The sequence below is a fragment of the Parabacteroides bouchesdurhonensis genome (genome assembly GCF_900186615.1).
GTDB classification, from domain to species: Bacteria; Bacteroidota; Bacteroidia; order Bacteroidales; family Tannerellaceae; genus Parabacteroides; species Parabacteroides bouchesdurhonensis.
The window spans coordinates 66,523-92,348 of sequence record NZ_LT896588.1; the positions used below are offsets into that span (position 1 = coordinate 66,523).

The 25,826-nt window shown below is 37.3% G+C and carries 24 protein-coding genes and 1 tRNA gene; 15 read left to right on the forward strand and 10 right to left on the reverse strand.

Features of this window, described 5'->3' with window-relative positions:
* Positions 1 to 65 precede the first annotated feature (65 nt).
* The 8 genes from C1721_RS00280 to cas2 all read left to right on the forward strand — a co-directional run bounded on the left by C1721_RS00280 (position 66) and on the right by cas2 (position 11,705).
* Entirely contained in the window at positions 66 to 575 is a 510-nt protein-coding gene (locus tag C1721_RS00280) for a DUF4494 domain-containing protein (protein WP_102406079.1), read from the forward strand.
* Complete coding sequence (locus tag C1721_RS00285) at positions 572 to 1,240, forward strand: YggS family pyridoxal phosphate-dependent enzyme (RefSeq protein ID WP_102406081.1); 669 nt, start codon at positions 572 to 574, stop codon at positions 1,238 to 1,240. Before C1721_RS00280 ends, C1721_RS00285 begins: the two co-directional genes overlap by 4 nt.
* 85 nt (positions 1,241 to 1,325) lie before the next feature.
* On the forward strand, positions 1,326 to 2,303 hold the full coding sequence (locus C1721_RS00290) for a dihydroorotate dehydrogenase-like protein (RefSeq protein WP_102406083.1): 978 nt from the start codon (positions 1,326 to 1,328) through the stop codon (positions 2,301 to 2,303).
* Positions 2,304 to 2,451: 148 nt separating this feature from the next.
* A complete protein-coding gene (locus tag C1721_RS00295) occupies positions 2,452 to 2,817 on the forward strand; it encodes a MarR family transcriptional regulator (protein ID WP_102406085.1) in 366 nt (121 codons plus the stop codon).
* A gap of 65 nt (positions 2,818 to 2,882) precedes the next feature.
* Positions 2,883 to 5,321, forward strand: a complete 2,439-nt coding sequence (locus C1721_RS00300) for a CoA-disulfide reductase (RefSeq protein WP_102409166.1) — start codon at positions 2,883 to 2,885, stop codon at positions 5,319 to 5,321.
* Between the two features lie 570 nt (positions 5,322 to 5,891).
* Positions 5,892 to 10,442: a type II CRISPR RNA-guided endonuclease Cas9 gene (gene cas9, locus C1721_RS00305; RefSeq protein WP_102406087.1), complete on the forward strand. Its 4,551-nt coding sequence runs from the start codon at positions 5,892 to 5,894 to the stop codon at positions 10,440 to 10,442.
* Positions 10,439 to 11,371 carry a type II CRISPR-associated endonuclease Cas1 gene (gene cas1 / locus C1721_RS00310; RefSeq protein WP_102406089.1) on the forward strand — a complete coding sequence of 311 codons (933 nt, stop codon included), beginning with the start codon at positions 10,439 to 10,441 and terminating at the stop codon, positions 11,369 to 11,371. The genes cas9 and cas1 overlap by 4 nt, the downstream gene beginning before the upstream one ends.
* A gap of 1 nt (position 11,372) precedes the next feature.
* On the forward strand, positions 11,373 to 11,705 hold the full coding sequence (cas2, locus tag C1721_RS00315; RefSeq protein ID WP_102406091.1) for a CRISPR-associated endonuclease Cas2: 333 nt from the start codon (positions 11,373 to 11,375) through the stop codon (positions 11,703 to 11,705).
* A gap of 737 nt (positions 11,706 to 12,442) precedes the next feature.
* On the opposite strand, the gene C1721_RS00320 is transcribed toward cas2, so the two are convergent.
* The 6 genes from C1721_RS00320 to rplU all read right to left on the reverse strand — a co-directional run bounded on the left by C1721_RS00320 (position 12,443) and on the right by rplU (position 16,266).
* Positions 12,443 to 13,324 (reverse strand): alpha-1,2-fucosyltransferase, encoded by an 882-nt coding sequence (locus C1721_RS00320; protein ID WP_102406093.1) that lies wholly within the window; start codon positions 13,322 to 13,324, stop codon positions 12,443 to 12,445.
* Between the two features lie 78 nt (positions 13,325 to 13,402).
* Positions 13,403 to 13,630: an acyltransferase gene (locus C1721_RS00325; RefSeq protein WP_234347220.1), complete on the reverse strand. Its 228-nt coding sequence runs from the start codon at positions 13,628 to 13,630 to the stop codon at positions 13,403 to 13,405.
* Positions 13,631 to 13,651: 21 nt separating this feature from the next.
* Positions 13,652 to 14,926 carry a serine--tRNA ligase gene (serS, locus tag C1721_RS00330; protein ID WP_102406097.1) on the reverse strand — a complete coding sequence of 425 codons (1,275 nt, stop codon included), beginning with the start codon at positions 14,924 to 14,926 and terminating at the stop codon, positions 13,652 to 13,654.
* A gap of 95 nt (positions 14,927 to 15,021) precedes the next feature.
* Positions 15,022 to 15,546 (reverse strand): C40 family peptidase, encoded by a 525-nt coding sequence (locus C1721_RS00335; RefSeq protein WP_102406099.1) that lies wholly within the window; start codon positions 15,544 to 15,546, stop codon positions 15,022 to 15,024.
* A gap of 115 nt (positions 15,547 to 15,661) precedes the next feature.
* Positions 15,662 to 15,925, reverse strand: coding sequence for a 50S ribosomal protein L27 (gene rpmA / locus C1721_RS00340; protein ID WP_102406101.1), 264 nt, complete (start codon positions 15,923 to 15,925; stop codon positions 15,662 to 15,664).
* A 23-nt stretch (positions 15,926 to 15,948) separates the two neighbouring features.
* Complete coding sequence (gene rplU, locus C1721_RS00345) at positions 15,949 to 16,266, reverse strand: 50S ribosomal protein L21 (RefSeq protein WP_102406103.1); 318 nt, start codon at positions 16,264 to 16,266, stop codon at positions 15,949 to 15,951.
* 555 nt (positions 16,267 to 16,821) lie between these two features.
* Here rplU and C1721_RS00355 point away from each other — a divergent pair.
* From C1721_RS00355 to C1721_RS00380, 6 genes are all read left to right on the forward strand, one after another.
* Positions 16,822 to 16,895 (forward strand) — tRNA-Thr (locus tag C1721_RS00355).
* A 124-nt stretch (positions 16,896 to 17,019) separates the two neighbouring features.
* Complete coding sequence (locus C1721_RS00360) at positions 17,020 to 17,559, forward strand: DUF4199 domain-containing protein (protein ID WP_102406105.1); 540 nt, start codon at positions 17,020 to 17,022, stop codon at positions 17,557 to 17,559.
* A gap of 15 nt (positions 17,560 to 17,574) precedes the next feature.
* A complete protein-coding gene (locus C1721_RS00365; RefSeq protein ID WP_102406107.1) occupies positions 17,575 to 18,525 on the forward strand; it encodes a glycosyltransferase family 2 protein in 951 nt (316 codons plus the stop codon).
* Positions 18,526 to 18,566: 41 nt separating this feature from the next.
* Positions 18,567 to 19,130 (forward strand): manganese efflux pump MntP, encoded by a 564-nt coding sequence (locus C1721_RS00370; protein ID WP_102406109.1) that lies wholly within the window; start codon positions 18,567 to 18,569, stop codon positions 19,128 to 19,130.
* A 79-nt stretch (positions 19,131 to 19,209) separates the two neighbouring features.
* Positions 19,210 to 20,238, forward strand: coding sequence for an FAD:protein FMN transferase (locus tag C1721_RS00375; RefSeq protein ID WP_102406111.1), 1,029 nt, complete (start codon positions 19,210 to 19,212; stop codon positions 20,236 to 20,238).
* Positions 20,239 to 20,244: 6 nt separating this feature from the next.
* Entirely contained in the window at positions 20,245 to 20,619 is a 375-nt protein-coding gene (locus C1721_RS00380; RefSeq protein WP_102406113.1) for a hypothetical protein, read from the forward strand.
* Here C1721_RS00380 and C1721_RS00385 read toward each other — a convergent pair.
* From C1721_RS00385 to C1721_RS00400, 4 genes are read right to left on the reverse strand one after another with little or no spacing between them, the layout of a single operon-like run.
* Complete coding sequence (locus C1721_RS00385) at positions 20,616 to 21,197, reverse strand: Maf-like protein (RefSeq protein WP_102406115.1); 582 nt, start codon at positions 21,195 to 21,197, stop codon at positions 20,616 to 20,618. The genes C1721_RS00380 and C1721_RS00385 overlap by 4 nt on opposite strands.
* A gap of 18 nt (positions 21,198 to 21,215) precedes the next feature.
* A complete protein-coding gene (locus C1721_RS00390) occupies positions 21,216 to 21,737 on the reverse strand; it encodes a KdsC family phosphatase (protein WP_102406118.1) in 522 nt (173 codons plus the stop codon).
* Complete coding sequence (locus C1721_RS00395; protein ID WP_102406120.1) at positions 21,730 to 22,497, reverse strand: Rossmann-like and DUF2520 domain-containing protein; 768 nt, start codon at positions 22,495 to 22,497, stop codon at positions 21,730 to 21,732. Before C1721_RS00395 ends, C1721_RS00390 begins: the two co-directional genes overlap by 8 nt.
* A complete protein-coding gene (locus C1721_RS00400) occupies positions 22,494 to 23,054 on the reverse strand; it encodes a nitroreductase family protein (RefSeq protein WP_102406122.1) in 561 nt (186 codons plus the stop codon). Before C1721_RS00400 ends, C1721_RS00395 begins: the two co-directional genes overlap by 4 nt.
* Positions 23,055 to 23,172: 118 nt before the next feature.
* Here C1721_RS00400 and C1721_RS00405 point away from each other — a divergent pair, with 118 nt between their 5' ends.
* The gene (locus tag C1721_RS00405; RefSeq protein ID WP_102406123.1) at positions 23,173 to 25,584 is read left to right on the forward strand and encodes a TonB-dependent receptor; all 2,412 of its coding nucleotides are present in this window, start codon (positions 23,173 to 23,175) and stop codon (positions 25,582 to 25,584) included.
* The last annotated feature ends 242 nt before the right edge of the window (positions 25,585 to 25,826 follow it).

Sequence of the window (25,826 nt, forward strand, 5' to 3'; positions counted from 1 at the left end):
AATTGAATCTATATTTGTACCCTTATTATCTAAAAAAGTACAGATAAAATTAAAACGTAATAAATATGCACAATTGGTTTGAATGCAAAGTGTCTTTCGAAAAGATACTTGAAAATGGAATGCAGAAAAAGGTTACTGAACCTTACTTGGTAGACGCTTTGTCTTTCACAGAAGCAGAAGCTCGTATTATTGAAGAAATCCGCCCATTCATTTCCGGCGAATTTACCGTAACAGATATCAAACGTGCACGCCTGTCCGAGTTATTCTTTAATGAAAACGGAGATCGTTTCTACAAAATAAAAGTATATTTTATCACATTAGACGAAAAAAGCGGAGCTGAAAAGAAAACAGCGGCTCAAATGTTGGCGCAAGCAAGCAATCTAAAAGAAGCTATCGCCGTATTGGAAGACGGGATGAAAGGTACTTTGGCCGATTATACGATTGCATCAGTAACAGAAACTCAATTGATAGACGTATTCCCATTTGATGCAAATAATGTTCCATCCGAACCTAAAACTGGAGAAGAATTAATTGCCGAACAGAAAAAAGCAGCAGAAGAAAAACAACAAGTATGAGTATCACCCAGAATTTAGTACAACTAAAAGCTTCACTACCTGAAAATGTGAAGCTTGTGGCTGTGTCAAAGTTTCATCCGGTAGAAGCATTGAAAGAAGCTTACAATGCAGGACAACGCGTGTTTGGCGAAAGCAGGGCACAGGAACTGACCGCCAAACAGAAAGTACTGCCGGGTGATATAGAATGGCATTTTATCGGACCGTTACAGAGCAATAAAGTAAAAGATATTGCTCCGTTTATTTATATGATTCACAGTGTTGACTCTTTAAAATTACTCGAAGAGATAAATAAACAGGCTGCCAAACACAAGCGGATTATCCGTGTATTATTAGAAATACATGTGGCCGAAGAAGACACAAAGCATGGTTTTACTCCTGACGAATGCAAAGAGTTGCTTAACAGCAAAGCTCCTTTTAATATGGAAAATATTTGTATTTGCGGAATAATGGGAATGGCAACTAACACGGACGATGCAGAACAGGTCCGAAAAGAGTTTCATATGCTGCACAATTTGTTCAGCGAAATTAAAGAAACATATTTTAAAGACAATCGAGACTTCGCTGAATTGTCTATGGGAATGAGCCACGATTATCCGATAGCCATCGAAGAAAACAGTACCATTATCCGGGTAGGGACAAGTATTTTCGGAGAACGGGAGTATTAGGCTTTTAACCATTTTAAATAAGGTAGATAGAAGCCTGTTAAAATAATTATCTATATTTGTGAAGTTGAACGTAATTAAATCAAATATGATTGACATAAAAACTCAATATGCAGGTCTTACTCTTCGTAACCCTCTTATTGTTGGTAGTTCAGGGTTAACCAAGAAAGCGGAACGCAATAAAGAATTTGAAAAAGCAGGAGCCGGTGCAATTGTATTAAAATCTCTTTTTGAAGAACAGATTGAGATGCAAAGCGACTTATTAATGAATGACTCGGATTATCCGGAAGCTGCTGATTATATTCGAGGTTATGTTAAAGCTAACCAAGTAAATGACTACATCGAGCTTATAAAAAAGACAAAAGAACTTTGTACAATTCCTATCATAGCAAGCATTAACTGTTATAAAGTTGATGCGTGGATTGATTTTGCCCGTCAAATAGAATTGGCAGGAGCTGATGCTCTGGAATTAAACGTTTTCTTTCTGGAAACTGAAATCGGACAAGATTGCAACGACATGCGGGATTTATACGTAAACATTATCCGTAAAGTAAAAGAAACCGTTTCGATTCCCATTATAATGAAAATCGGCAAAAATTTCAGCAATATTCCGGATATTGTAAACACGCTAAAGGTAAACGGAGCCGATGCCGTTGTCCTTTTCAACCGTTTCTATCAGCCTGATATAGATATTAATAGTATGCAACTTGTATCCGGTAATGTGTTTAGCAGTCATTCCGACCTGAGTGATACTATCCGCTGGACAGCAATCATATCCGGTAAAATTCCGGGAATCAGCATCGCTTCTTCAACCGGAGTACATGATTGGGAAGATGTTATTAAGTGCTTATTGGCAGGGGCTTCCGCTGTACAAATGTGCAGCGCGGTTTATACGCATGGGGCTGAGATTATATCGCAGGTTCTCACTTGTGTAGAAGAATGGATGCATCAAGCGCATTATCAATCTCTATCTCAGTTTTGTGGTAAGCTGAACTATGCTAATATTCCTAATCCTGCTATGTACGAACGCTCGCAGTTTATGAAATACTTCTCTAACAGAGACTAAGAAAATATACTGTAACACATATTGCCCGGAAAGCTGTTCTCATATCACTTTCCCGGGCATTTTTTTATACGTCTAAATATTTTCCACTAAACATTATTATTATTGGAAATTATTTATATATTTGCATCATCAACTAATAGATAGCAACATGGAAGAAATTTGTGCCATAAAGGATATATACAAAACGTTATATACATTTGAAAAAACATTTGCCGAAAACAATGATATAACCATTAATGAAGCAATGCTGCTTTGCTGCCTGAAAGATGGAGAATCCAAATCAGCAGGAACAATCAGTGAATACATCGGACTATCCAATTCCAGAGTATCTAAAGTAATTACTTCCGTAGAAAACAAAGGTTATATCCGCAGAAACATTAACAAAAATGATAAAAGGCAAATGTTTTTCTCTCTTACTCTTAAAGGGAAAGAAAAAATACAGCTAATGACAAATAAGGAACTCCATTTTGATATACTTTTCAAACAATTGCAAAGTTGTATACAAAAAGGATAAAACCTTTTTTACCCAAATATTGTCTACTAGCAAATATGTATAATACAAATAAAAAACAGAATATTATGAAGTACTTGATTATTGGAGGTGTAGCCGGAGGAGCTACCGTTGCAGCCCGTTTACGTAGACTGGACGAAAAAGCTGAAATTATTTTATTTGAACGCGGAAAGTATGTTTCGTATGCCAACTGTGGTTTACCCTACTACATCGGCGACACAATCAATAACCGAAACAAACTCTTTGTACAAACCGCAAAAGGTTTTACCGACCGCTTTCGTATTGACATTCGTACAGAGCAGGAAGTTATTGCTATTAACCCGGAAAAGAAGCAGGTTGAAATCAAAAAACTATCTACCGGAGAGAATTATGTAGAAACATACGACAAACTAGTACTTTCCCCCGGAGCTGAACCCTTGCGTCCCGGCATTGAAGGTATCCAAAGTAAAAAAATATTTACTCTGCGTAATGTTCCTGACACTGATACAATAAAGAATTATATAAATACTGAAAAACCAAAACAGGCGGTTGTCGTTGGAGGAGGCTTTATTGGTTTGGAAATGGCCGAAAATCTACAGGAACTAGGGATACAGGTTTCTGTTGTTGAAATGGCAAACCAGGTCATGGCCCCATTAGATTACTCTATGGCTGCTATCGTACATCAACATTTGGCAGACAAACAAATAAATCTGTTATTGGAAGACGGCGTTGAGCGTTTTGAAGATGTCGAAAGCAAAGTAATCGTACATCTGAAAAGCGGCAAACAGATAACAGCCGATTTAGTATTACTAAGTATAGGCGTCAGACCGGAAACAAAGTTGGCAAAAGAAGCGGGATTATCTTTGGGAAAACTGGGAGGAATCACTGTAAACGAATATATGCAAACCTCAAATCCGAACATCTATGCACTAGGAGACGCGGTGGAAATAAAGCATTTGGTTACAAATAAGCCAGCTTTAATACCTTTGGCCGGACCGGCAAACAAGCAAGGTCGTATTGTTGCCGATAATATTGTATCCGGTAATAAGGAAACTTACCCGGGAACAATGGGAAATTCCATTGCTAAGATATTCGACCTGACGGTGGCAACAGCCGGAGCTAATGCAAAACTACTGAAACGGGAAGGAATTCCATACTATTCTTCATATACACATTCAGCATCCCATGCAGGTTATTATCCGGGAGCTGTTCCTCTTTCCATCAAAATATTATTCTCTCCGGGTAATGGCCAATTGCTAGGCGCTCAGGTAGTTGGTTTTGGAGGCGTTGATAAACGTATCGAAATGTTGGCACAAGTAATTCAGCACAAAGGAACCGTTTACGACTTAATTTCTATTGAACATGCCTATGCTCCTCCCTACTCTGCTGCCAAAGATCCGGTTAATATGGCAGGTTATGTCGCCGAGAATATATTGGCAGGGAAAGTAAAAATTGCACATTGGCGAGACATTGCCAATATCGATAAAGAAACCTTATTAATAGATGTGCGTACGCGTGACGAATACAATCTTGGTTCTTTACCCGGAGCAATTAATATTCCGGTAGATGAACTCCGCGAGCATTTGCCGGAATCACCCAAAGATAAACCTATAATAGTAAGCTGTGCGGTTGGTCTGCGTGGTTATCTGGCTTATCGTATATTAATACAAAATGGATATACTAATGTTCGCAACCTATCGGGAGGTTATAAAACCTGGTATGCTGCAACAGCTAAGCATACAGCAAAGAATCACCATCTATCAGCCCAACCAACGAATGATGATGGCGTAGAAAAGGCTTCCGGCAAACTGATCGAGATTGACGCCTGTGGACTCCAGTGTCCCGGCCCTATCCTCCAACTCAAAAAGCATTACAGTGATTTAAAAGTTGACGAACGTTTACGAATCACAGCCACCGATCAAGGTTTCGCAAGGGACGTTTCTTCCTGGTGCAATATGACCGGAGCACATTTGGTTAGTGTGGAAAATAAAGCAGGCATCATTCATGCTACGATTGAAAAAGGAGAGCCTCAAAGTTCCTGTAAGATGATTAGTAGTGGAGATAATAAAACGCTGATTGTTTTTAGTGACGACCTAGACAAGGCTCTTGCTTCCTTCGTTATTGCCAATGGAGCAGCTTCCACAGGAAAGAAAGTAACGATGTTCTTTACTTTCTGGGGATTAAATGTCATCAAAAAGCGTCAGAAACCTTCTGTCTCCAAAGATATATTTGGCAAAATGTTTGGTTGGATGATGCCTTCACATAGTGGAAAACTGAAACTATCCAAGATGAATATGGTAGGAGCCGGCAGTTGGATGATGCGTCTCATCATGAGGCGCAAACATATAGACAGTTTGGAAAATCTCATTGCCCAGGCTATAGAAAACGGCGTAGAAATGATTGCCTGTACCATGAGCATGGATGTTATGGGAGTAAAACAAGAAGAACTGCTGGATAATGTAACATTAGGAGGCGTTGCCTCTTACCTGGAACGTGCCGAAGATGCGAATGTAAATTTGTTTATATAACCCATGTTGATAGATAGTTATCTTTAGGAGATGTGTCAACAAAAGAGCTGACTTTCGAACATCAAAGTCCCGTCTTAACATTTCAAAAGTCAGCTCTTTTAGAATGTTAAGACGGGACTTTAATGTTCGAAAGATATATCCTTTAGAAAGGTAAAAAGAATGATTTATCTATAAAATGGTTCAACCCTTCAGGTTTAACAATAAGTTGTTGATTACAATAAGAATAGCAGCTGAATAGTTTTATTCCAAACCTGTCATGCCCTGAATAGTTTGTTTCTTAACTATTCAGGGCATATTTTATTTATAATCAAATGATTAATATCGTTCTGAAAGGTTGTACAGTTTTTAGTTGGAAAGTAAAACGAGGATGTATCATTTTGAGATGACCCCCATTCAGCCCCAAAACAAAAGGGCGAGTTGCCCCGCCCTAAATGTTTTCACAACGGAATAATCCTTATTGTGATTTGCTTCAAATTATCTTTATATTAGCAAAGATATACATTTTTCTATAAAAACAAGAATATGTTTACAAATATTTCTTATTTTTGAAAAAACACAAATTTAATACGCATGAAAAAGATATTAGGCCTGGATTTAGGTACAAATAGTATTGGATGGGCAATGGTAGAAGAAGACTTCGACAGTAAACAAGGAAAAATTTGGGGTATGGGGAGTCGGATTATACCTATGAGCCAAGATATTTTAGGAAAATTCGATGCCGGAAATTCCATTTCTCAAACAGCAGAACGTACCGGCTACAGAGGACATCGAAGATTGTATGAACGTTGTAACCTAAGACGAGAACGTCTCCATAGAGTTCTTAATATTTTAGGATTTTTACCTGAACATTATGCCAAAGACATTGACTTCGTTAATAATCTCGGTAAATTCATACCTGAAACCAAAACCAAACTACCTTGGGTTAAAGATGAAGAAGGAAGATTTAAATTCCTTTTCCAAACATCCTTCAATGAAATGCTTAATGACTTCAAAGCAAACGGACAAGAAATAAAGATCCCTTATGATTGGACAATCTACTATCTCCGTAAAAAAGCTTTAACTCATAAAATTTTAAAAGAAGAACTTGCATGGATTATTCTAAATTTCAATACGAAACGAGGTTATTACCAGCTGCGTGGAGAAGAGGAAGAAGAAATGACTAACAAATCTGTGGAATTTCATTCTTTAAAAATCACTGATGTTGTTGCAGATGAAAAACCGAATAGCAAAGGCGAAACTTGGTATTCACTATATTTAGAAAACGGTTGGATTTATCGCCGTTCAAGCAAAAATCCTTTATATGATTGGAAAGATAAAGTGCGAGATTTTATTGTTACGACCGATTTAAATGATGACGGTACGATAAAAACCGATAAAGACGGCAATGAAAAGCGCTCATTTAGAGCACCCAATGAAAATGATTGGACATTGCTCAAAAAGAAAACCGAAGCAGATATTGAGCATTCACACAAAACAGTCGGAACATTCATTTACGAAACTCTTTTACAAAATCCAACACAAAAAATTCGTGGTAAATTAGTACGTACTATCGAACGTACGTTTTACAAAGAGGAGCTTCTAGCTATTCTAAAAAAACAAATTGAATTACAGCCAGAACTATTTACAGAAGAAAAATATTGCGATTGTGTGAGAGAATTATATTGCAATAATACTGAACAGCAGTCCTTTTTAAGCAATCAGGATTTCGTACATCTATTTGTGAATGACATCATATTCTATCAACGTCCACTACGAAGTCAAAAGTCGTCAATAGGAAATTGCTCATTGGAATTTAGAATACATAAAGACAAAAATAACAATACTATTAAGGAATATTTAAAAGGCATTCCCAAATCAAATCCTTATTATCAAGAATTTCGATTATGGCAATGGTTGTATAATCTGAAAATTTATAATAAAGATAACGAAACAGAGGTTACAACAATGTTTATAACCAACATCGAAGATTTGGAAAATTTATTTGACTTCTTGAATAATCGTAAAGACATTGAACAAAATATACTTATTAAATATTTATTGAAACAAAAAGATATAAAGGGGAAAAACGAAACAGATAAATACCGTTGGAACTATGTAGAAGACAAGAAATATCCGTGCAACGAAACCCATACCATGTTATCAACACGTTTAGCAAAAGTAGAAAATGTGCCTGATAATTTTTTGGAAATAATTGACACGAAAGAATTTATTGACAGAAAAACAGAAGAACACGGAATCGCAAATTTAGGAACTCGTGAATATCAACTTTGGCATATAATCTATTCTGTCACTGATAAGAAAGAATATGAACAAGCTTTGAGAAACTTTGCGATAAAGTACAATCTAGAAACTGAATCCTTCGTGGAAAGTTTTAAAAAGTTTCCACCATTCAAAAGTGAATACGGTTCATACTCAGAGAAAGCAATCAAAAAGCTATTGCCATTGATGCGGATTGGAAAATACTGGAAATATGCAGCCATAGATGAAAAGACAAAGATTCGGATTTCCAAAATCATAACAGGTGAATATGATGAGAAAATAAAAGAGAGAGTCCGTGAAAAGACAATAAACTTAACAGAAGAGCAGCATTTTCAAGGCTTACAACTTTGGCTAGCTCAGTACATTGTTTATGACAGACATTCTGAAGCGGAAATTGCAGGAAAATGGAAAAACGTTACCGATTTGGAAGAATACCTGAATGAATTTAAGCAACATTCATTACGTAATCCAATTGTAGAACAGGTCATTAGTGAGACATTGCGAGTGGTACGTGATATATGGAAACAGTATGGACACAGTCGCGAAAATTTCTTTGACGAAATTCATATTGAACTTGGACGTGAAATAAAAAACACATCCGAAGAGCGTAAGAAAATGGCTAGTACGGTGATAGAAAACGAAAACACCAATCTCCGTATTAAGGCATTACTCGCGGAATTACAAAATGACAGCAATGTTGAGAATGTTCGCCCATATTCACCAATACAACAGGAAATTTTAAAAATTTACGAAGAATATGCCATTTCAAATATTGCAGACAGTGATAACGATAAAGATTTTATTTTAAAAATCAGTAAAACCGCACAACCGTCTTGTGCTGATTTACAGCGTTATAAATTATGGCTCGAACAGCGTTATCGTTCGCCTTACACAGGACAAATAATTCCGCTTGGAAAACTATTTACTTCTGCCTACGAGATTGAACATATAATTCCACAAAGTCGTTATTTTGATAACAGTTTGAGTAATAAAGTGATTTGCGAGGCTGTTGTTAATAAAAAGAAAGACAGGGAACTTGGCTTAGAATTTATAAAAAACCACCACGGAGAAATTATAGAAACAGGGCTTGGACAATCTGTGAAAATATTAGAAGAGACTGAATATATAGAATTCGTAAACCGGCATTATTCTAAAAACCGTCCCAAAAAGACAAAACTACTATTGGAAGAAATCCCAGATAAAATGATTGAACGGCAAATGAATGATACCCGTTATATCAGTAAGTTTATTTCATCTCTTCTATCCAACATCGTTCGTACAGACAGCAATGATGACGGCATTAATTCTAAAAATGTACTACCTGTAAATGGGAAAATAACAACAATCTTAAAGCAGGATTGGGGATTGAACGATATTTGGAACGATTTAATTTTACCACGTTTCGAGAGGATGAATCAACTGACCGAAACAAATAAATTTACCGCTTGGAATGAGCAACACCAAAAATTTCTGCCAACCGTACCATTGGAGTTATCAAAAGGATTTCAAAAGAAACGTATTGACCATCGCCATCACGCAATGGATGCCTTAGTGATTGCCTGTGTCACACGGGATCACATTAATTTGCTGAATAATCAGTCGGCAAAATCAGAAAAATCGCGTTACGACTTGCAACACAAATTACGTTACACAGAAAAATGGATTGACAAGGATGGCAAAGAAAGATACAAATTCTCAGAATTCAAAAAGCCCTGGAATAGTTTCACTGTTGAGGCCAAAAATGAATTGTCTAAAATCATTATTAGTTTCAAACAGAACTTAAGGATAATCAATAAAGCCACAAACAAATACTGTAAATACAAAGACGGAAAAAAAATAACAGTCAAACAAGAAGGTTTAAATTGGGCTATCCGTAAACCGTTACACAAAGAAACGGTTTATGCACAAGTTTCTTTACGGAAAACCAAAACTGTACGATTTAGTGAAGCAATGAAGAATTGGAAAAGTATTGTAGATAAAAAATTAAAAAAGGAAATAGAACGTATAATCAGTTTATATGGAGATAATTATAACACTGACACAATTAATAAATACTTCAAAGATAGAAAATATAAGTTTCAAGATGTTGATGTTTCAAAAGTTGATGTTTATTATTTCAACAATGGTTATTCCGCTGCAAGGGAGTCACTCAACACTTCTTTCAATGAAAACAAAATCAAGGATTCAGTCACAGATACAGCTATACACAGAATTTTACTCAATTATTTATCTACAAAAGAAAATAATCCTGATTTAGCCTTTTCGCCTGAAGGAATTGAAGAAATGAATAAGAATATTCAACAATTCAATAATGGCAAATTTCACCAACCTATTCTAAAAGTGCGAGTTTATGAGACTATTGGCAAGAAATTTGCAGTTGGCAAAAAAGGTAATAAGAAAGATAAATATGTTGAAGCAGCCCAAGGGACAAATTTGTTTTTTGCAATTTATACAGACGAAAGCGGCAATCGTTCATATGAAACTGTGCCATTGAATATTGTTATAGAACGGATGAAACAAGGTTTAAATGCAGTCTCTGAAATAAATGAGAGAGGATATAAATTGTTATTCCATCTATCCCCCAATGACTTGGTATATGTACCAACAGAAAGGGAAATTAAAAGAGGTATTAATTTAAATGATATAGATATAAAGCCTGAAAGAATTTATAAGATGGTTTCTTCAACAGGGAATCAATGCATGTTCGTTCGACAAGATATATCTACTCCAATCGTTAATAAAATAGAATTTTCGCCATTAAACAAAATGGAGCGTGCTATCACTGGTGAAATGATAAAAGATGTATGCATAAAACTAATGGTAGATAGATTAGGAAATATTAAAGCAATAAAAAGCTTATGATAAAAAGCACATTATATTTCGGCAATCCGGCATATCTATCATTGAAAAATAATCAATTGATAATCAAACTTCCAGAAGTGGAGAAAAATGATACTTTACCGGATAGTTTCAAGAGAGACACAGTCAGAAGTAAGTCTATAGAAGATATAGGAGTTGTTGTTTTAGATAACAAGCAGGTCACAATAACTTCCGGAGTATTAGAGGCTCTTCTTGAAAACAACTGTGCAGTTATTACATGCGACTGTAAAAACATGCCGGTTGGACTTATGCTGCCGTTATGTGGAAATACGACCCAAAATGAACGTTTTCGGGATCAACTGGATGCATCTTTACCATTGAAAAAACAACTTTGGCAACAAACTATTAAGATGAAGATTGAGAATCAAGCAACAGTCTTATCTAAAAGTCGAAATTGTGAAATAAAAAATATGCGTGTATGGGCTAATGATGTCCGAAGTGGCGACCCGGATAATTTGGAAGCGCGTGCGGCAGCCTATTACTGGAAAAATCTATTCCCTGAAATTGAAGGTTTCACCAGAGATAGAGAAGGCCTTCCACCTAATAATTTATTAAATTATGGATATGCCATTTTGCGTGCAGTGGTTGCCAGGGGATTAGTTACAAGTGGCTTACTTCCTACGTTAGGGATTCATCATCATAATCGCTATAATGCCTATTGCCTGGCAGATGACATAATGGAACCTTATCGCCCGTATGTTGATGAATTAATAATCAACATTATAAACAGTGAAAGTGACATTACAAATCTATCAAAAGAGATAAAGGCTAAACTATTAACAATTCCAATTTTAGAGGTTTCTGTTAATGGAAAGCGCAGTCCTCTCATGGTTGCTGTAGGTCAGACAACAGCTTCATTATATAAATGTTTTAGTGGAGAACTTCGCCACATAGCATATCCGGAAATGTAAAATGAATAGATTTAGTGAATATCGTATTATGTGGGTTCTTGTATTTTTTGATCTTCCAACAGACACAAAGAAAGAAAAGAAAGCTCATGCTGACTTTCGAAAGAATTTGCAGAAGGATGGTTTTACTATGTTTCAATTTTCTATTTATATACGCCATTGCGCAAGTGCAGAAAATGCAGATGTACACATAAAAAGAGTAAAATCCTTTCTTCCGCCCAATGGTCAAGTCGGTATTCTATGCATAACAGATAAACAATTTGGCAATATTGAACTTTTCTTTGGCAAAAAAGAGCAACCAATTAATACTCCCGGCCAACAATTAGAGCTTTTCTAAAGTAATAAATCTTGCTTGCAAGCAGGATTTATTACTGAATTACGACCATTTTTTTATTTTCTAATTACACGTATTAAATACTGTATTACAATCAATTGCACACAACCAGTTGTATTCAGTATGTCAAAGATAATAGTTTGAAAGCAAATCACAACCATACAGAGGAAAGTATAATTATAATCCAGTTGTATTCAGTATGTCAAAGATAATAGTTTGAAAGCAAATCACAACCGTAGCAAACACATCAACAGGGGATAATTGTTGTATTCAGTATGTCAAAGATAATAGTTTGAAAGCAAATCACAACCGTAGCAAACACATCAACAGGGGATAATTGTTGTATTCAGTATGTCAAAGATAATAGTTTGAAAGCAAATCACAACACAAAGCCATAGGAATGAATCAAAAACGTGTTGTATTCAGTATGTCAAAGATAATAGTTTGAAAGCAAATCACAACGCCAGAGAAACGCCATACACTATCAATAAGTTGTATTCAGTATGTCAAAGATAATAGTTTGAAAGCAAATCACAACCCGTTGTAGGTATCAATATAGCAACGCCAGTTGTATTCAGTATGTCAAAGATAATAGTTTGAAAGCAAATCACAACGTATCGACACAAGCTTTACATCAGGCGGAGTTGTATTCAGTATGTCAAAGATAATAGTTTGAAAGCAAATCACAACATAAAATAGCAACGAATTTTTTCTTCATCATTCTATTCATCTACGATTGTTTATATTATTTTTCGAATAAGTTTAAAGTATCTCCCAATTTCGTCCATAGCCCAATAATAATGGCTCCTAACAAATAGACTCATTCTCCCTGCAATAGGTTCTTTAATCCAGGTAGCAGGGCACAGATCTTCTGCATTTATTCCTGAGAGAGGCGTAAACCAGGGAGTAGGATAAATAACCTTTTTCTCCCGATCCGGATTAAGCCAGGCTCCCCACCAGCCAAAAGAAGAATTGCTGATTATATTGTGTTTGCAAAAAGATTGAAGGTATAAATCAATAACCGGAGATTCTGCATCTGAAAAAAAGAAATTAGTGCCTCTAAAATGTTTCCTGCACCAATCCATGTCATCGCTCATCACAAGAAAAACTGTATCCGGTGGAAAATTTGACATAGCTTTCTTATAATAACTCATTTGACAAATCGGATAAACATGCTGGCATTTGAAATAATCTCCACGACGAACCTGTATGGATACCGGATTCCTGGCAAGCACATGCCCATATTTATTATGAAGATAAGCAGCCATTTCGGTATCTATACTGAATAATCCCCTGACCAATTCTTCATCAAAATATTTTTCCGACTGAAAATACCCCTTTAATAAAAGATCCTTTTCTTCAGGCAAAGGCTGGTAAGAGAAATCAGGAACCTGATAGATCTTTTGATTTTTCGGATATTCATCCGAAAAATCAATATTACGTAATATTGATTGCCGGAAAGGTTCTACATACTCTGACATCTCAATCACATACTCTGGTATGTAAATAGAAGAACAAGTCAACGCTTTAAACGGAACATTCATCCGCTTCGCCAAAGAGGCGCCCGCTGCGATTTCAAAAAGACAGTTTCCCAGCCTTCCATCTAAATAAGTATAGATCATAATAATAATTAAAACAGTTATCCTTAATAGTTTACAGTGTTATAAAAGCCGACAGTAGAATGCCGTTTTGTTTTTCTGTTATTTCCATGAAACATTTTCACGAAGTATTTTTGCCGGATTTCCTCCGACCATGCACCGGGGTGGAAAACTTTTCGTTACTACCGAACCGGCAGCAATAACGCATCCTTCTCCGATAGTTATACCTTTTAATATGGTGACTCCCAATCCAATCCAGACATGATCTTCGATAATAATAGGAGCTGTCCCTTTCATTTCATCCATACTAAATCCATCAGAAATAAACAAACGCCAATTATATTTTTCTTTTTACTTAATCATATCAAAACCTGTATAAGGAATCAATGCTTTCGGTATACGGATGCCTTCCGGCGTCTGATTGTTTTCCAACAAAGCGGCAACGATACGTGGTAAGGCCAGCGCACTACCATTTAATGTATGACAAAGCTGCGTCTTTTTATTTTCATCGCGATAACGGCATTTCAGACGATTAGCCTGATAACTTTCAAAGTTGGATACGGAACTTACCTCCAGCCAACGCTTCTGAGCCTCTGAATAAACTTCAAAGTCAAAACATAATGCAGACGTAAAACTCATATCGCCACCACAAAGACGGAGAATACGGTACGGTAGCTCCAATTTCTGTACTAAACTTTCCACGTGTGCTAGCATTTCGTTCAATGACTCATAAGAATGTTCCGGTTTGTCGATACGCACAATTTCAACTTTAGAAAATTCATGCAAACGATTCAAGCCACGCACATCTTTACCATAAGAACCTGCTTCACGGCGGAAACATTGCGTATATGCGCAATTCTTGACAGGAAGAGAATTTTCATCCAAAATCACATCACGATAAATGTTTGTAACCGGAACTTCTGCGGTAGGAATCAGATATAAATCGTCTATCTCACAATGATACATCTGTCCTTCCTTATCAGGCAACTGTCCTGTTCCATAGCCGGAAGCAGCGTTTACAACCGTAGGAGGCATAATTTCCATATAACCGGCATTCCGTGCTTCATCCAGAAAGAAGTTAATCAAAGCCCGTTGCAATCTTGCTCCCTGTCCTTTATAAACAGGAAAACCCGCACCCGTGATCTTAACACCTAAGTCAAAGTCTATCAAATCATATTTCTTTGCCAGTTCCCAGTGTGGAAGAGCATCTTTAGGTAGTTCTGTTTCCATACCGCCCATCCTCTCAACCACATTATCCTCAGCACCAAATCCTTCGGGCACACTTTCATGAGGAATATTGGGTATTGTATAAAGTAAGTTCTGCAAGTCTTCTGCAGCCTGATCCATTTCAGACTGTAAAGTCTTATTGCCTTCTTTAATTTCGGCAACGCGGCCTTTAGCAACTTCCGCCTCTTCTTTCTTTCCCTCTTTCATCAAAAAGCCGATAGACTTCGAAATCGAGTTAACTTCTGCCAGATTTTTATCTAATTGATTTTGTGTACTACGTCTTTTATCATTTAATTCAAGCACCTTCGCAATTGTTTCTTTTGCATCTTTAAAGTGCTTTTTTTCCAACCCACGAATCACGCGGTCTGTCTCTTCTGTAATTAACTTGAGCGTCAACATACTTTTATAGATGTTTATATATTCATTTTGAAGTGCAAAGGTAAAAAATTATAATGGAGAATGAATAAGGATACAGGAAGATTTAATATTTCCATTTATTTTACACGACCGCCTATTAACCATGTGCGTAAATAGTATGGCTCGCTAAGGCTGCTTACCATCACTCCACGGGATGTACTGGTATGAATGAATCTTCCATTTTTAAGATAAATGCCAACATGATTAGGCACATTCTTTTTACCTTTCCCTCCGGTACGGAAGAAAACCAAATCTCCTTCACGCAAATTAGCACGGCTTACTTTACGACAATTATACTTCAACATATCGGCCGACGAGCGGGAAAGTTGCTTTCCATATACTTCCCTGAATATAATGGCAACGAAACCAGAGCAATCCACTCCCCTCTTAGTTCCTCCTCCCATCTTATGAGGAACGCCCAACCATTTAGCGCCTTCATTATATAAATAGATATTGTCTTCCGGTGTAATCCGGACGCCATACAAGCGGGAAAGTTCTTTAGGGCCTTTAAAGTCGGAAGGCAAAACAACTTTCTTCTTACTTCCGCAAGAAGGCAACAATAGTAATAGAAAGAATATATAAAGAAACTGCCGTTTATCCACTGTACTATCTTTTCCACAAAGATACTATTTTATCCTTTTCCCCCAGTACAATAAAATAAAAAGAGGACATCCTTACGGGACATCCTCTTTCACTATTCTTTTTCAGTAAGAAACCTTACGCTTCTGCTACCGGTTTGATAGAAACAAATGATCTATCTTCTTTACTTCTACGGAAAGTAACAACACCGTCTATCAAAGCATACAGTGTATGATCTTTACCAATACCAACGTTTTCACCCGGATGATGAACTGTACCTCTCTGGCGAACAATAATGTTACCAGCTTTTGCTACTTCACCACCAAAAAGTTTAACACCTAATCTTTTACTTTGTGATTCACGGCCGTTCTTAGAACTACCCACACCTTTTTTATGTGCCATTTCTTTTTTTCTCCTTTACAACGTTAAGCAACAATTTCTTTTACACTCACTTCAGTGAACTGTTGACGGTGACCGTTCAATTTACGATAACCTTTTCTTCTCTTCTTGTGAAAGATCAACACTTTATCACCTTTTACCAGCGGAGACAGTACTTCACATACTACCTTTGCGCCTTCTACTGTAGGAACACCTACTTTAACTTCGCCATTGTTGTCTACCAACAATACTTTGTCAAACTCAACAACAGCACCGCTTTCTGCGTTTTGAATGTGGTGAACGAATAATTTCTTTCCTTGTTCAGCCTTAAACTGTTGTCCGTTAATTTCTACGATTACGTACATCTGTCTTTTTTATTTAACAGGTTAGGTCCCGGGGGTGGGCGCTGTCTCCAACTCCTCTTGTTTACCCTCTGCGGAAATTCAGTGTGCAAAATTACAGTTTCCTTATTTATTTTGCAAATCTTTCAGGAATATTTTTCAGGAAAGATCATTTACTCTGTTTTGTTTCATGCTGGCGGAACGAATGTTTCATGCTGGTGGAACAAGTGTTTCATCCCGATGGAACAAATGTTTCATGCCGGTGAAACTAATTGGAACATTTGAACGGAGAAGGAGAAATACAAATACAGTATAAACAATATAGCCTACCATGGCATACAGTTTGGCTAAGAAGCATTATCTGTAAATATTTTTTAACACGCATCAAACCCTTAGGTAACCAACCAATTAGAGACAAATATCACCAGGCATTCGTAAAAGCGCTTGCATTCTAAAAAATAATATCTACTTTTGCGCCCGGGTAAGTCCTACACGGCATGCTCCCTCGGAATCCCCCAGGGCTTGACCGCAGCAAGGGTACTTGGTTGTAGCGGCGCGATGTAGTAAGCTTACCCACTTGCCTCTTTAGCTCAGTTGGCCAGAGCACGTGATTTGTAATCTCGGGGTCGTTGGTTCGAATCCGACAAGAGGCTCAGATAAAAGTAATAAAAAGGAAGTTCCCATAACGGACTTCCTTTTTGGCTTTTTATATATATTCTTCTTGCAAATTCTTATAATAACACTATCTTTGTAATAAGAATTAAAACAAGCCAAATCATGGGAGAAGACAAGAATATGTTGCTAAAAGGCGCAATGACTTACGGTCTTACAATGGGCATATACTGGGTAATAAAGTACATCTTCTTTATTTTCAGCATTAATATACCTGTACTGAACTATGTATATTTGTTATTGACCTTTGCCGTCCCTTTCATTGCCTACTATCTCACTAAAAAATACAGGGAAGAAATCGGAGGTCAGATAAGTTTCTTCCATGCGTGGAGATTTGGAACCATGATGTATTTTTTTGCCGCCCTTATCGTATCCCTGGAACATTTCATATTCTACCAATTTATTGCACCGCCCAATTTCCTGCCGGATGTAATAAACCAAACATTGAATACGTTAAAGGATACGAATATAGATACAGAAATCATCGAATCGGTCGGTAACATGAATTTCACGCCGATACATATGGCTATTCAGGGTATTTTCAACAATATATTTTATGGTATTATTCTGTCAATACCGGTAGCTGCTATTTTGTGTAAGAATAATGCTTCGGGCACTATCATACAAAAGAGCGAGAATGAATAAACAATAACAAATTAAATGGACATATCAGTAGTTATTCCGTTGTATAACGAAGCTGAGTCTCTGCCAGAGCTATTTGACTGGATAGAGCGAGTTATGAAAGAGCATAATTTCAGTTACGAAATCATATTTATAAATGACGGAAGCACAGACAATTCTTGGGAAGTAATAGAGGAACTACAGAAAAAGAACCCGGCCGTAAGAGGCGTTAAATTCCGTCGCAATTATGGGAAATCTCCCGGATTAAATTGCGGCTTCCAAAGAGCGAAAGGCGATGTTGTCATTACTATGGACGCCGATTTGCAAGACAGTCCGGATGAAATACCTGAATTATATCGAATGATTACCGAAGACGGTTATGATATGGTTTCCGGGTGGAAAAAGAAACGTTACGATCCTCTGTCTAAAACAATTCCGACAAAACTGTTTAATGCCACTGCCCGTAAATTCTCCGGTATACACAACCTCCACGATTTCAATTGCGGGTTGAAAGCTTACAAGAATGTCGTAGTAAAAAATATAGAGGTGTATAATGACATGCACCGCTGGATTCCTTATCTGGCAAAAATTGCCGGTTTCAATAAGATCGGGGAAAAGGTAGTACATCATCAAGCCCGTAAATACGGAACTACCAAATTCGGGTGGAACCGCTTTGTGAATGGCTATCTGGATTTAATCACATTATGGTTTACCTCCAAGTTCGGAAAGAAACCTATGCACTTTTTCGGATTATGGGGAAGTGTAATGTTTTTTATAGGTTTTATTGCATTGGTATTCGTATTGAGTATGAAACTTATATCTATTTTGGAAGGAGATTTAAAGCCGCTTGTAACTAACTCTCCTTATTTCTATGTATCTCTCACCGCCATGATCGTAGGTACTCAAATGTTCCTGGCCGGATTTATCGGTGAGTTAATTTCAAGAAATTCTTCAAGCAGAAACAATTATAAGATAGAATCGGAAATATGAACCTGTTGGAAGAAATCATCAAACCGGAAAGATTCTAGCAAATGACATTCATTGAAATCCTATTGTTAGCTATCGGCTTATCTATGGATAGCCTGGCAGTATCTGTTACCGGAGGGGCAATTATAAAAAACTGCACTACCGGTAATATAATGAAGATAGCTACTGTAATGGGAATTTTTCAGGCTGGCTTTACCATTATCGGTTATCTCGCAGGTATGGGATTTCAGAAATACATCTGCGCTTTCGATCATTGGATCGCATTCGTTCTTTTGCTTTATCTGGGAGGAAAGATGATTTACGAAAGTACAAAAGACGAATCGGAAGAATGTAAATTCAATCCTCTTTGTAATAAAACGCTGTGCGGATTAGCCATTGCAACAAGCATAGATGCTTTAGCAATCGGTATTTCTTTGGCATTACTAAATGCACCTCTATTTTTACTGGCAGCTACCATTGGACTAGTAACAATTATTCTATCAGCTTTAGGTGTCTATTTCGGCAGTCGATTCGGACGTAAAATAGATTTGAAACTTGATCTTATCGGAGGCCTTATATTAATAGGGATAGGAACAAAGATTTTAATAGAACATTTATTTTTTAGCTAAAACCTGTAAACCGGCAACTTCGTGAAAAGAGATGAATATGAATATTTTTTTTATCTTTGTGACAATAAATATTCGTAAAATGTACAAGAAGACAAACATACTTGCAATCCTGTTGATTGTAGTGTTCACTGCCTGCACAGATAAAACTCAATACTACGAAGAAAGCGGCTCTGTTTTTCATACGCTCTATCACATAAAATATCAAGCGGAGAATCCTTTGACAGAGAAAATAGATAACGCACTTCAGAACTTTAATCTTTCATTAAACCCATTCAATCCCAACTCTGTAATTTCCAGAGTAAACAAAAATGAACCTATAAAAGTTGATAAATGGTTTGCCGAAGTCTTTAATAAAGCACAAGAAATCTCAAAAAAAACAGATGGAGTTTTTGATATAACCTGTGCACCATTGGTAAACCTCTGGGGATTCGGTTTCTCTAAAATGGATAGCGTTACGCCACATATGATTGATAGCATCAAACAATTTGTAGGCTACCGGAAAGTACACATTAAAGACGACATCGTTATAAAAGATGATCCCAGAATATTATTAAACTGCTCAGCCATAGCCAAAGGATATGCATGTGATGTTATAGCCAGTTTGCTGGAACAAAATGGGGTAACAAATTATATGATAGAAATAGGAGGCGAAGTAATAATGAGCGGGGTTAATAAGAATGGCGGATGTTGGCGCATCGGCATTAACAAGCCGGAAGATGATTCTGAAGTTTCCTCAAACACAATAAAAGAAGTAGTGCAACTTTGTAAAAAAGGAGGCATTGCAACCTCTGGCGATTACCGTAACTTCTATGTAAAGGACGGTAAAAAATATGCCCATACTATTGATACCCGAAGTGGATACCCTGCCGAACAAAATATATTAAGCGCCACAATTGTAGCCAATGATTGTATGACGGCAGATGCTTATGCGACGGCATTCATGGCCATGGGATTAGAAAAAGTACATAAAATAGTAGAATCATTACCGGAAATTGAATACTTTATCATCTATACCGATGACAATGGGGAAGAACAAGTTGAATATTCCAAAGGGATGATTCAATATCTCCCTAACAGACAGACATTAGCCATTTTAGAAAATCCGTAAATTCAAATGCAGAAGTATTTTGAACAAGTAGAGTGTATTGATATAAACGCCGGCAAAACATTTTTAAAGAAGAGACTTCCTAACAATCTATTGTTATTTGTATTTTCAGGAAATCTCATAATAAACTGCAACTATAAATCTGACTTGGAAATCAATGAAGGGTATTTTGTATTACTGCCTGCCGATACATTCTTTATAGCGACTACAGTAACAACTTCACATATTGTAATTATTCATGCAGGTACATTATCTGAAATGATAATAGAAGATCCGGAATGGAATCCTGATAATCCACAGATACTTCCTATTCTTCCAGCCTTAGCAAAGACATTAAAACAAATAGAATATTTAAAGAAGATTTACAAGACCCGGCTAAATTAAAACTTCATCAATTCCCGATATAAACGTTGAACAGGCAATCCCATCACATTGTAAAAAGAGCCATTAATAGCTTCTACGCCAACATGCCCAATCCATTCCTGTATACCATAAGCTCCGGCTTTATCAAACGGCTGGTAAGTATCTACATAAAAATCAATCTCCTCTTTTGTCAATTCCGCAAAGCAAACAGCGGAAGAAACCACAAACGACACCGATTTCTGTTTTGTAGTGAGGCAAACTCCAGTCATAACTTCATGCACATGATTGGATAATGTCATAAGCATATCTATAGCTTCTTCACGGTTGGCAGGTTTGCCCATTATCTTATTATATGTCCAGACAATAGTATCGGCCGTTATCAGTAACTCATCGTCCGCCAAATTTTCATAATAAGCTTTGGCTTTCTTCTCTGCTATATAGGCCGGGATTTCCTCTCCCTGCAATGAAGCAGGATACGATTCATCAATATCAGGAATGACACGAACATCGAAATCAACTCCCAATCCGGCCAACAACTCTCTTCTTCTCGGAGAATTAGAAGCCAGTATTATTTTATATTTATTCAAATTATCCAACATATGCTTCTTCTCTTAATTTCACCAGCCAAAAGCCTCCTCACTCATCCAATGGCCTTGAGCTTTAAGAGTCTGTTCTATTATATCACGAGCCACACCACATCCTCCATTCTTTAAAGAGATATATTTGGCTATACTTTTTATCTCAGGAGCAGCATCAGCCGGTGCTACCGGCAAGCCAACCTGTTGCATAACTTCAAAGTCCGGAATATCATCTCCGGCATACATAACCTCATCCGAAGATAAACCCGTCTTTTCCATAAAGTCTCTAAAATCATTTATCTTTATAGCACTACGCATATATATATATGTAATACCTAACCTTGAAAAACGAATCTCTACCGCTTCTGTATAACCTCCTGTTATAATAGCCACCTGATAGCCCTTTTTCACAGCAAGTTGTAAAGCATAGCCATCCTTTATATTAACCGTACGCATCGGATCTCCATTTGGATGTAACGGTATAACATCGCAAGAAAGAACACCATCTACATCAAATACAAAAGCTTTAATCTTTTTAAGATCATAATTGATACTACTCATTCCCCACCTCCTTATATATACTCCGGCTAATCAATTGATAGATAGCTTTCATTTCCGGATCATCCAACATCGCCAGCTGTTTATTAATAACATTTTCATCGTAACGGATTGCAGGACCGGTTTGAGCCATTGCAGGAGACATCGAATGTATCTTAGCCGCAGTTTCATCTATTAACGGCAGCAAAACATCCGTTGGTATCTTCTGTTCTGCCAGTATTTTACCCGCCAATGTATAAATATGGTTGGTAAAGTTACACGCAAACACAGCCGCAAGATGCAAGTATTTTCTTTTCTCAGAAGATAAGAACTGAACATTATCAGATAACAGACTTGCTATTTTAAACAAAATCTCTTTGTTTTCTAAAGAGTTCGTTTCCAGAAAAAAAGGAACAACAGAAAAATTCACCTCACGTTCTTTACTAAAAGTCTGCAAAGGATATAGCACACCATAATTATTTGTATATCCTTCAAAGACCTTCATTGGCATACTCCCCGCAGTGTGTATCCATAAACCATTATTCGGCTTCACTCCGGAAATGACTTCCTGTAAAACCTTATCTTTTAATGAAAACACATATAAATCGGCCTCCGCAGTAATATTCTCCAGTTCCGTTGTCCATGATGAATGCAATTTATCGGCCAAAGATTTAGCATGTCCAGATGTATGACTATAAACTTGTTCTATTGTCATACCAACCCGTTGCATATCCAAAGACAATCGAGTCGCTAAATTTCCGGCACCGATAAATACGACTCTCATTTCTGATTATTTTCCTTTTCTTCAGGCACTTTATATGTACCCAAATGTATTTTCTCCCATTGTAAATGAGATTCATCAAAAGGCTTACGGACCTGATCCTTATAGCCTATACCGATAATAGACAATACTTCCAGTTGATAAGGTATATTCAACACATTACGGACATATTGACTGGAATCCATCTCATCTTCCGTCTGACGATTACGAATCTGGCACCAGCAACTGCCCAATCCTAAATCCTCAGCCTGCAATTGCATATAAATAGAAGCAATCGAGGCATCTTCTATCCAAACCTCGCTCTCCATCACATTAGCCAACACCACAATAGCCAATGCGCAACCTTCCAGGAATGAAGATCCGTTAGCTTTGCAGCGTGCAAGGGTTTTCAGCATTTCTTTGTCTTCTACAACGACAAATTGCCAGGGATTGCTTCGCTTGGAAGCCGGCGCCATTAAAGCAGCCTTTAAAATAAGCTCAACCTGTTCCGGAGAAAGCAACTGATCTGTAAACTTTCTCGTACTTCTTCTATTTGCGATAAGAGTTGCAAAGCTTTCCATTTTTATCTTTCTTTGTACCGACTTTTATGTCATTTTGTGCAAATATAAATATAATTTTTTGCACGTTTATATACGCATCCTTCTTTTTTCACGTTAGTAAATCTATAAAATGTAGATTATGAAGATTCGTGCAATAGCTGCACTGCTATTTATATTAATAACATCAAGTGCTTTCGGACAAGGCCGTATCAAAATAACCGGATATGTTCGTGACGCAGACGGGAATCCGTTAGAATTAGTCAATATTCGGGTCAAAGGGACTCTTAACGGGGCCATGACAAACGAAAAGGGATATTATTCCGTGTCTGTTGCGCCCGGCGATTCCATTGCCCTTATTTATTCATGTTTGGGATACAATAAAGCTGAACGAATTATCCCGCAAGCTTCTACAGACATGAGATTAAATGTTCAAATGAACTATACATCTCTGGAACTGGGGGAAGTTGCGGTAACAGCCATCCGTAAACAAACGACAACAATGGAGTCTATGAATGCCGATAAAATCAAACTGCTACCGGACCCGGCCGGAGGAAGCATAGAAAGTCTGGTTGTCACATTTGCCGGAGTTTCTTCCAACAACGAATTAAGTTCCCAATATTCTGTTCGCGGAGGAAGTTATGACGAAAACATTGTATATGTAAATGGCATTGAAGTTTTCCGTCCGTTATTAATCCGCTCCGGGCAGCAGGAAGGACTTAGCTTTATTAATCCGGACTTAACGGAATCTGTAAATTTTGCGGCCGGAGGTTTTGATGCCCGCTACGGAGACAAAATGAGTTCTGTACTGGATATTACGTACAAAAAGCCCAAAACATTTGAGGGTTCGGCCTCTGCCAGTTTATTAGGCGCAAACGCCTATGTAGGAAGCTCCACCGGAAAATTCACTCAAGTTACCGGAATACGCTACAAGACAGGACGAACATTACTTAAAACAATGGATACTGACGCCGAATACGATCCTAATTTTGTAGATATACAGACCTATATGACCTACAATTTTGCTCCTAAATGGGAAATAAACTTCTTAGGTAATATGTCTGTCAACAATTATAAGTTCATACCTCATAACCGCGAAACATCTTTCGGGACTTTAGCAAACCCTAAAAACTTCACTGTTTATTTCAACGGACAGGAGAAAGACAAGTTTCAAACATTATTCGGGGCATTAACTTTAAAACACAATCCAAGCGAAAATACGGAATTGGGTCTTCAAGCCTCCGCATTCAACAGTAAAGAAGAAGAAAGTTACGATATTTCCGGCGAATACTGGCTAAGTGAAGATGGCGCTGAAAATCCAGACGATAACATAAGCTCCGCCATGTCTGTTGGGCGTTATCACGAGCATGCCAGAAACCGTCTCCGTTCTAACATTATGAATGTAGGTCATTATGGCGTAACCCGTATAAAAAACAACACGTTAAGATGGGGAACAACCGTACAATTTGAAAAAATCAATGACCGGATCAGTGAATGGGAAAAACGAGATTCTTCCGGTTACTCCCTACCTCAAACCGGCACATCAGTCAACCTGATAGACAACCTGTTTTCCGACCAAGAGATAGAAAGCACCCGTCTATCCGCTTATCTTCAAGACGCGTTCAAATTCCGGACCAAGCAAGGACTATTCACACTTGTTGGAGGAGTTCGGGGTAGTTATTGGACGTATAATAAAGAGTTTATTTTCAGTCCACGTGTCTCTATTGGTTTCATTCCTAACTTCGACCAAAATCTGACGCTTCGTTTGGCTTCGGGTCTTTACTACCAGTCACCATTCTATAAAGAATTACGGCAAACCGTAAAAGATGAGAACGGAAACAATATCACTGTACTAAACAATAAATTAAAATCACAGCGCTCCATCCACTTTATTTTAGGAGGAGATTATACTTTCCGTGCGGTAGACAGAAATTTCAAGCTCACAACCGAGCTCTATTACAAGAAACTAGATAATTTAAATCCATATACTATAGACAATGTTAAAATCCGGTATTATGGAGAAAACTGCGCTACAGGTTACGCCATGGGACTAGATGTAAAGTTTTTCGGGGAGTTTGTTCCCGGAACTGATTCATGGATTAGTTTTTCCCTTATGAAAGCAGAACAAACTATCCGGGAAACAACAAAAGCGCCTATGCCAAACAGTCAGGGATACAACGTATCGTTGTTCTTTCAAGACTATTTTCCGGGATATAAGAGAGTAAAATTAAACTTAAAAGGAGTTCTTTCCGGAGGCTTGCCTGTCACTGCTCCACGGAAAGGTTATGAAAGCGGTTATCATCGTACCCCCGCTTACAAACGTGTTGATTTAGGCCTTTCATATCAACTGGCAGGAGGAACGGATGCTATTATGGACAGAGGTTTTTTCCGCCATCTGAAAAATATTTGGTTGGGAGTAGATGTTTTCAATATTTTCGACATAAAGAACGTTAACTCCTACTATTGGATAACAGATGTCTATAGTTATCAATATGCCGTACCCAATTACCTGACAGGAAGACAATTGAACGTACGCTTAATTGTAGATTTTTAAGTCGGATTTATCCACCTCATAATATTGATAACATTTTTCAAAATCATCGGGATCATTTTTAGAAATCATCCCGATGATTTTAGAAAAAAATCCCGATCTATCCCGTACCACATTCCCAATATCAATCCGGCACAAAAAAGTCTACCTTTAAACATATTTAAAGGCTAGATAAAAATAAAGAATTATTTCTTCATTCATAAAAAGAATGTACCTTTGCAGACATAAAATAGAAATAATTACTA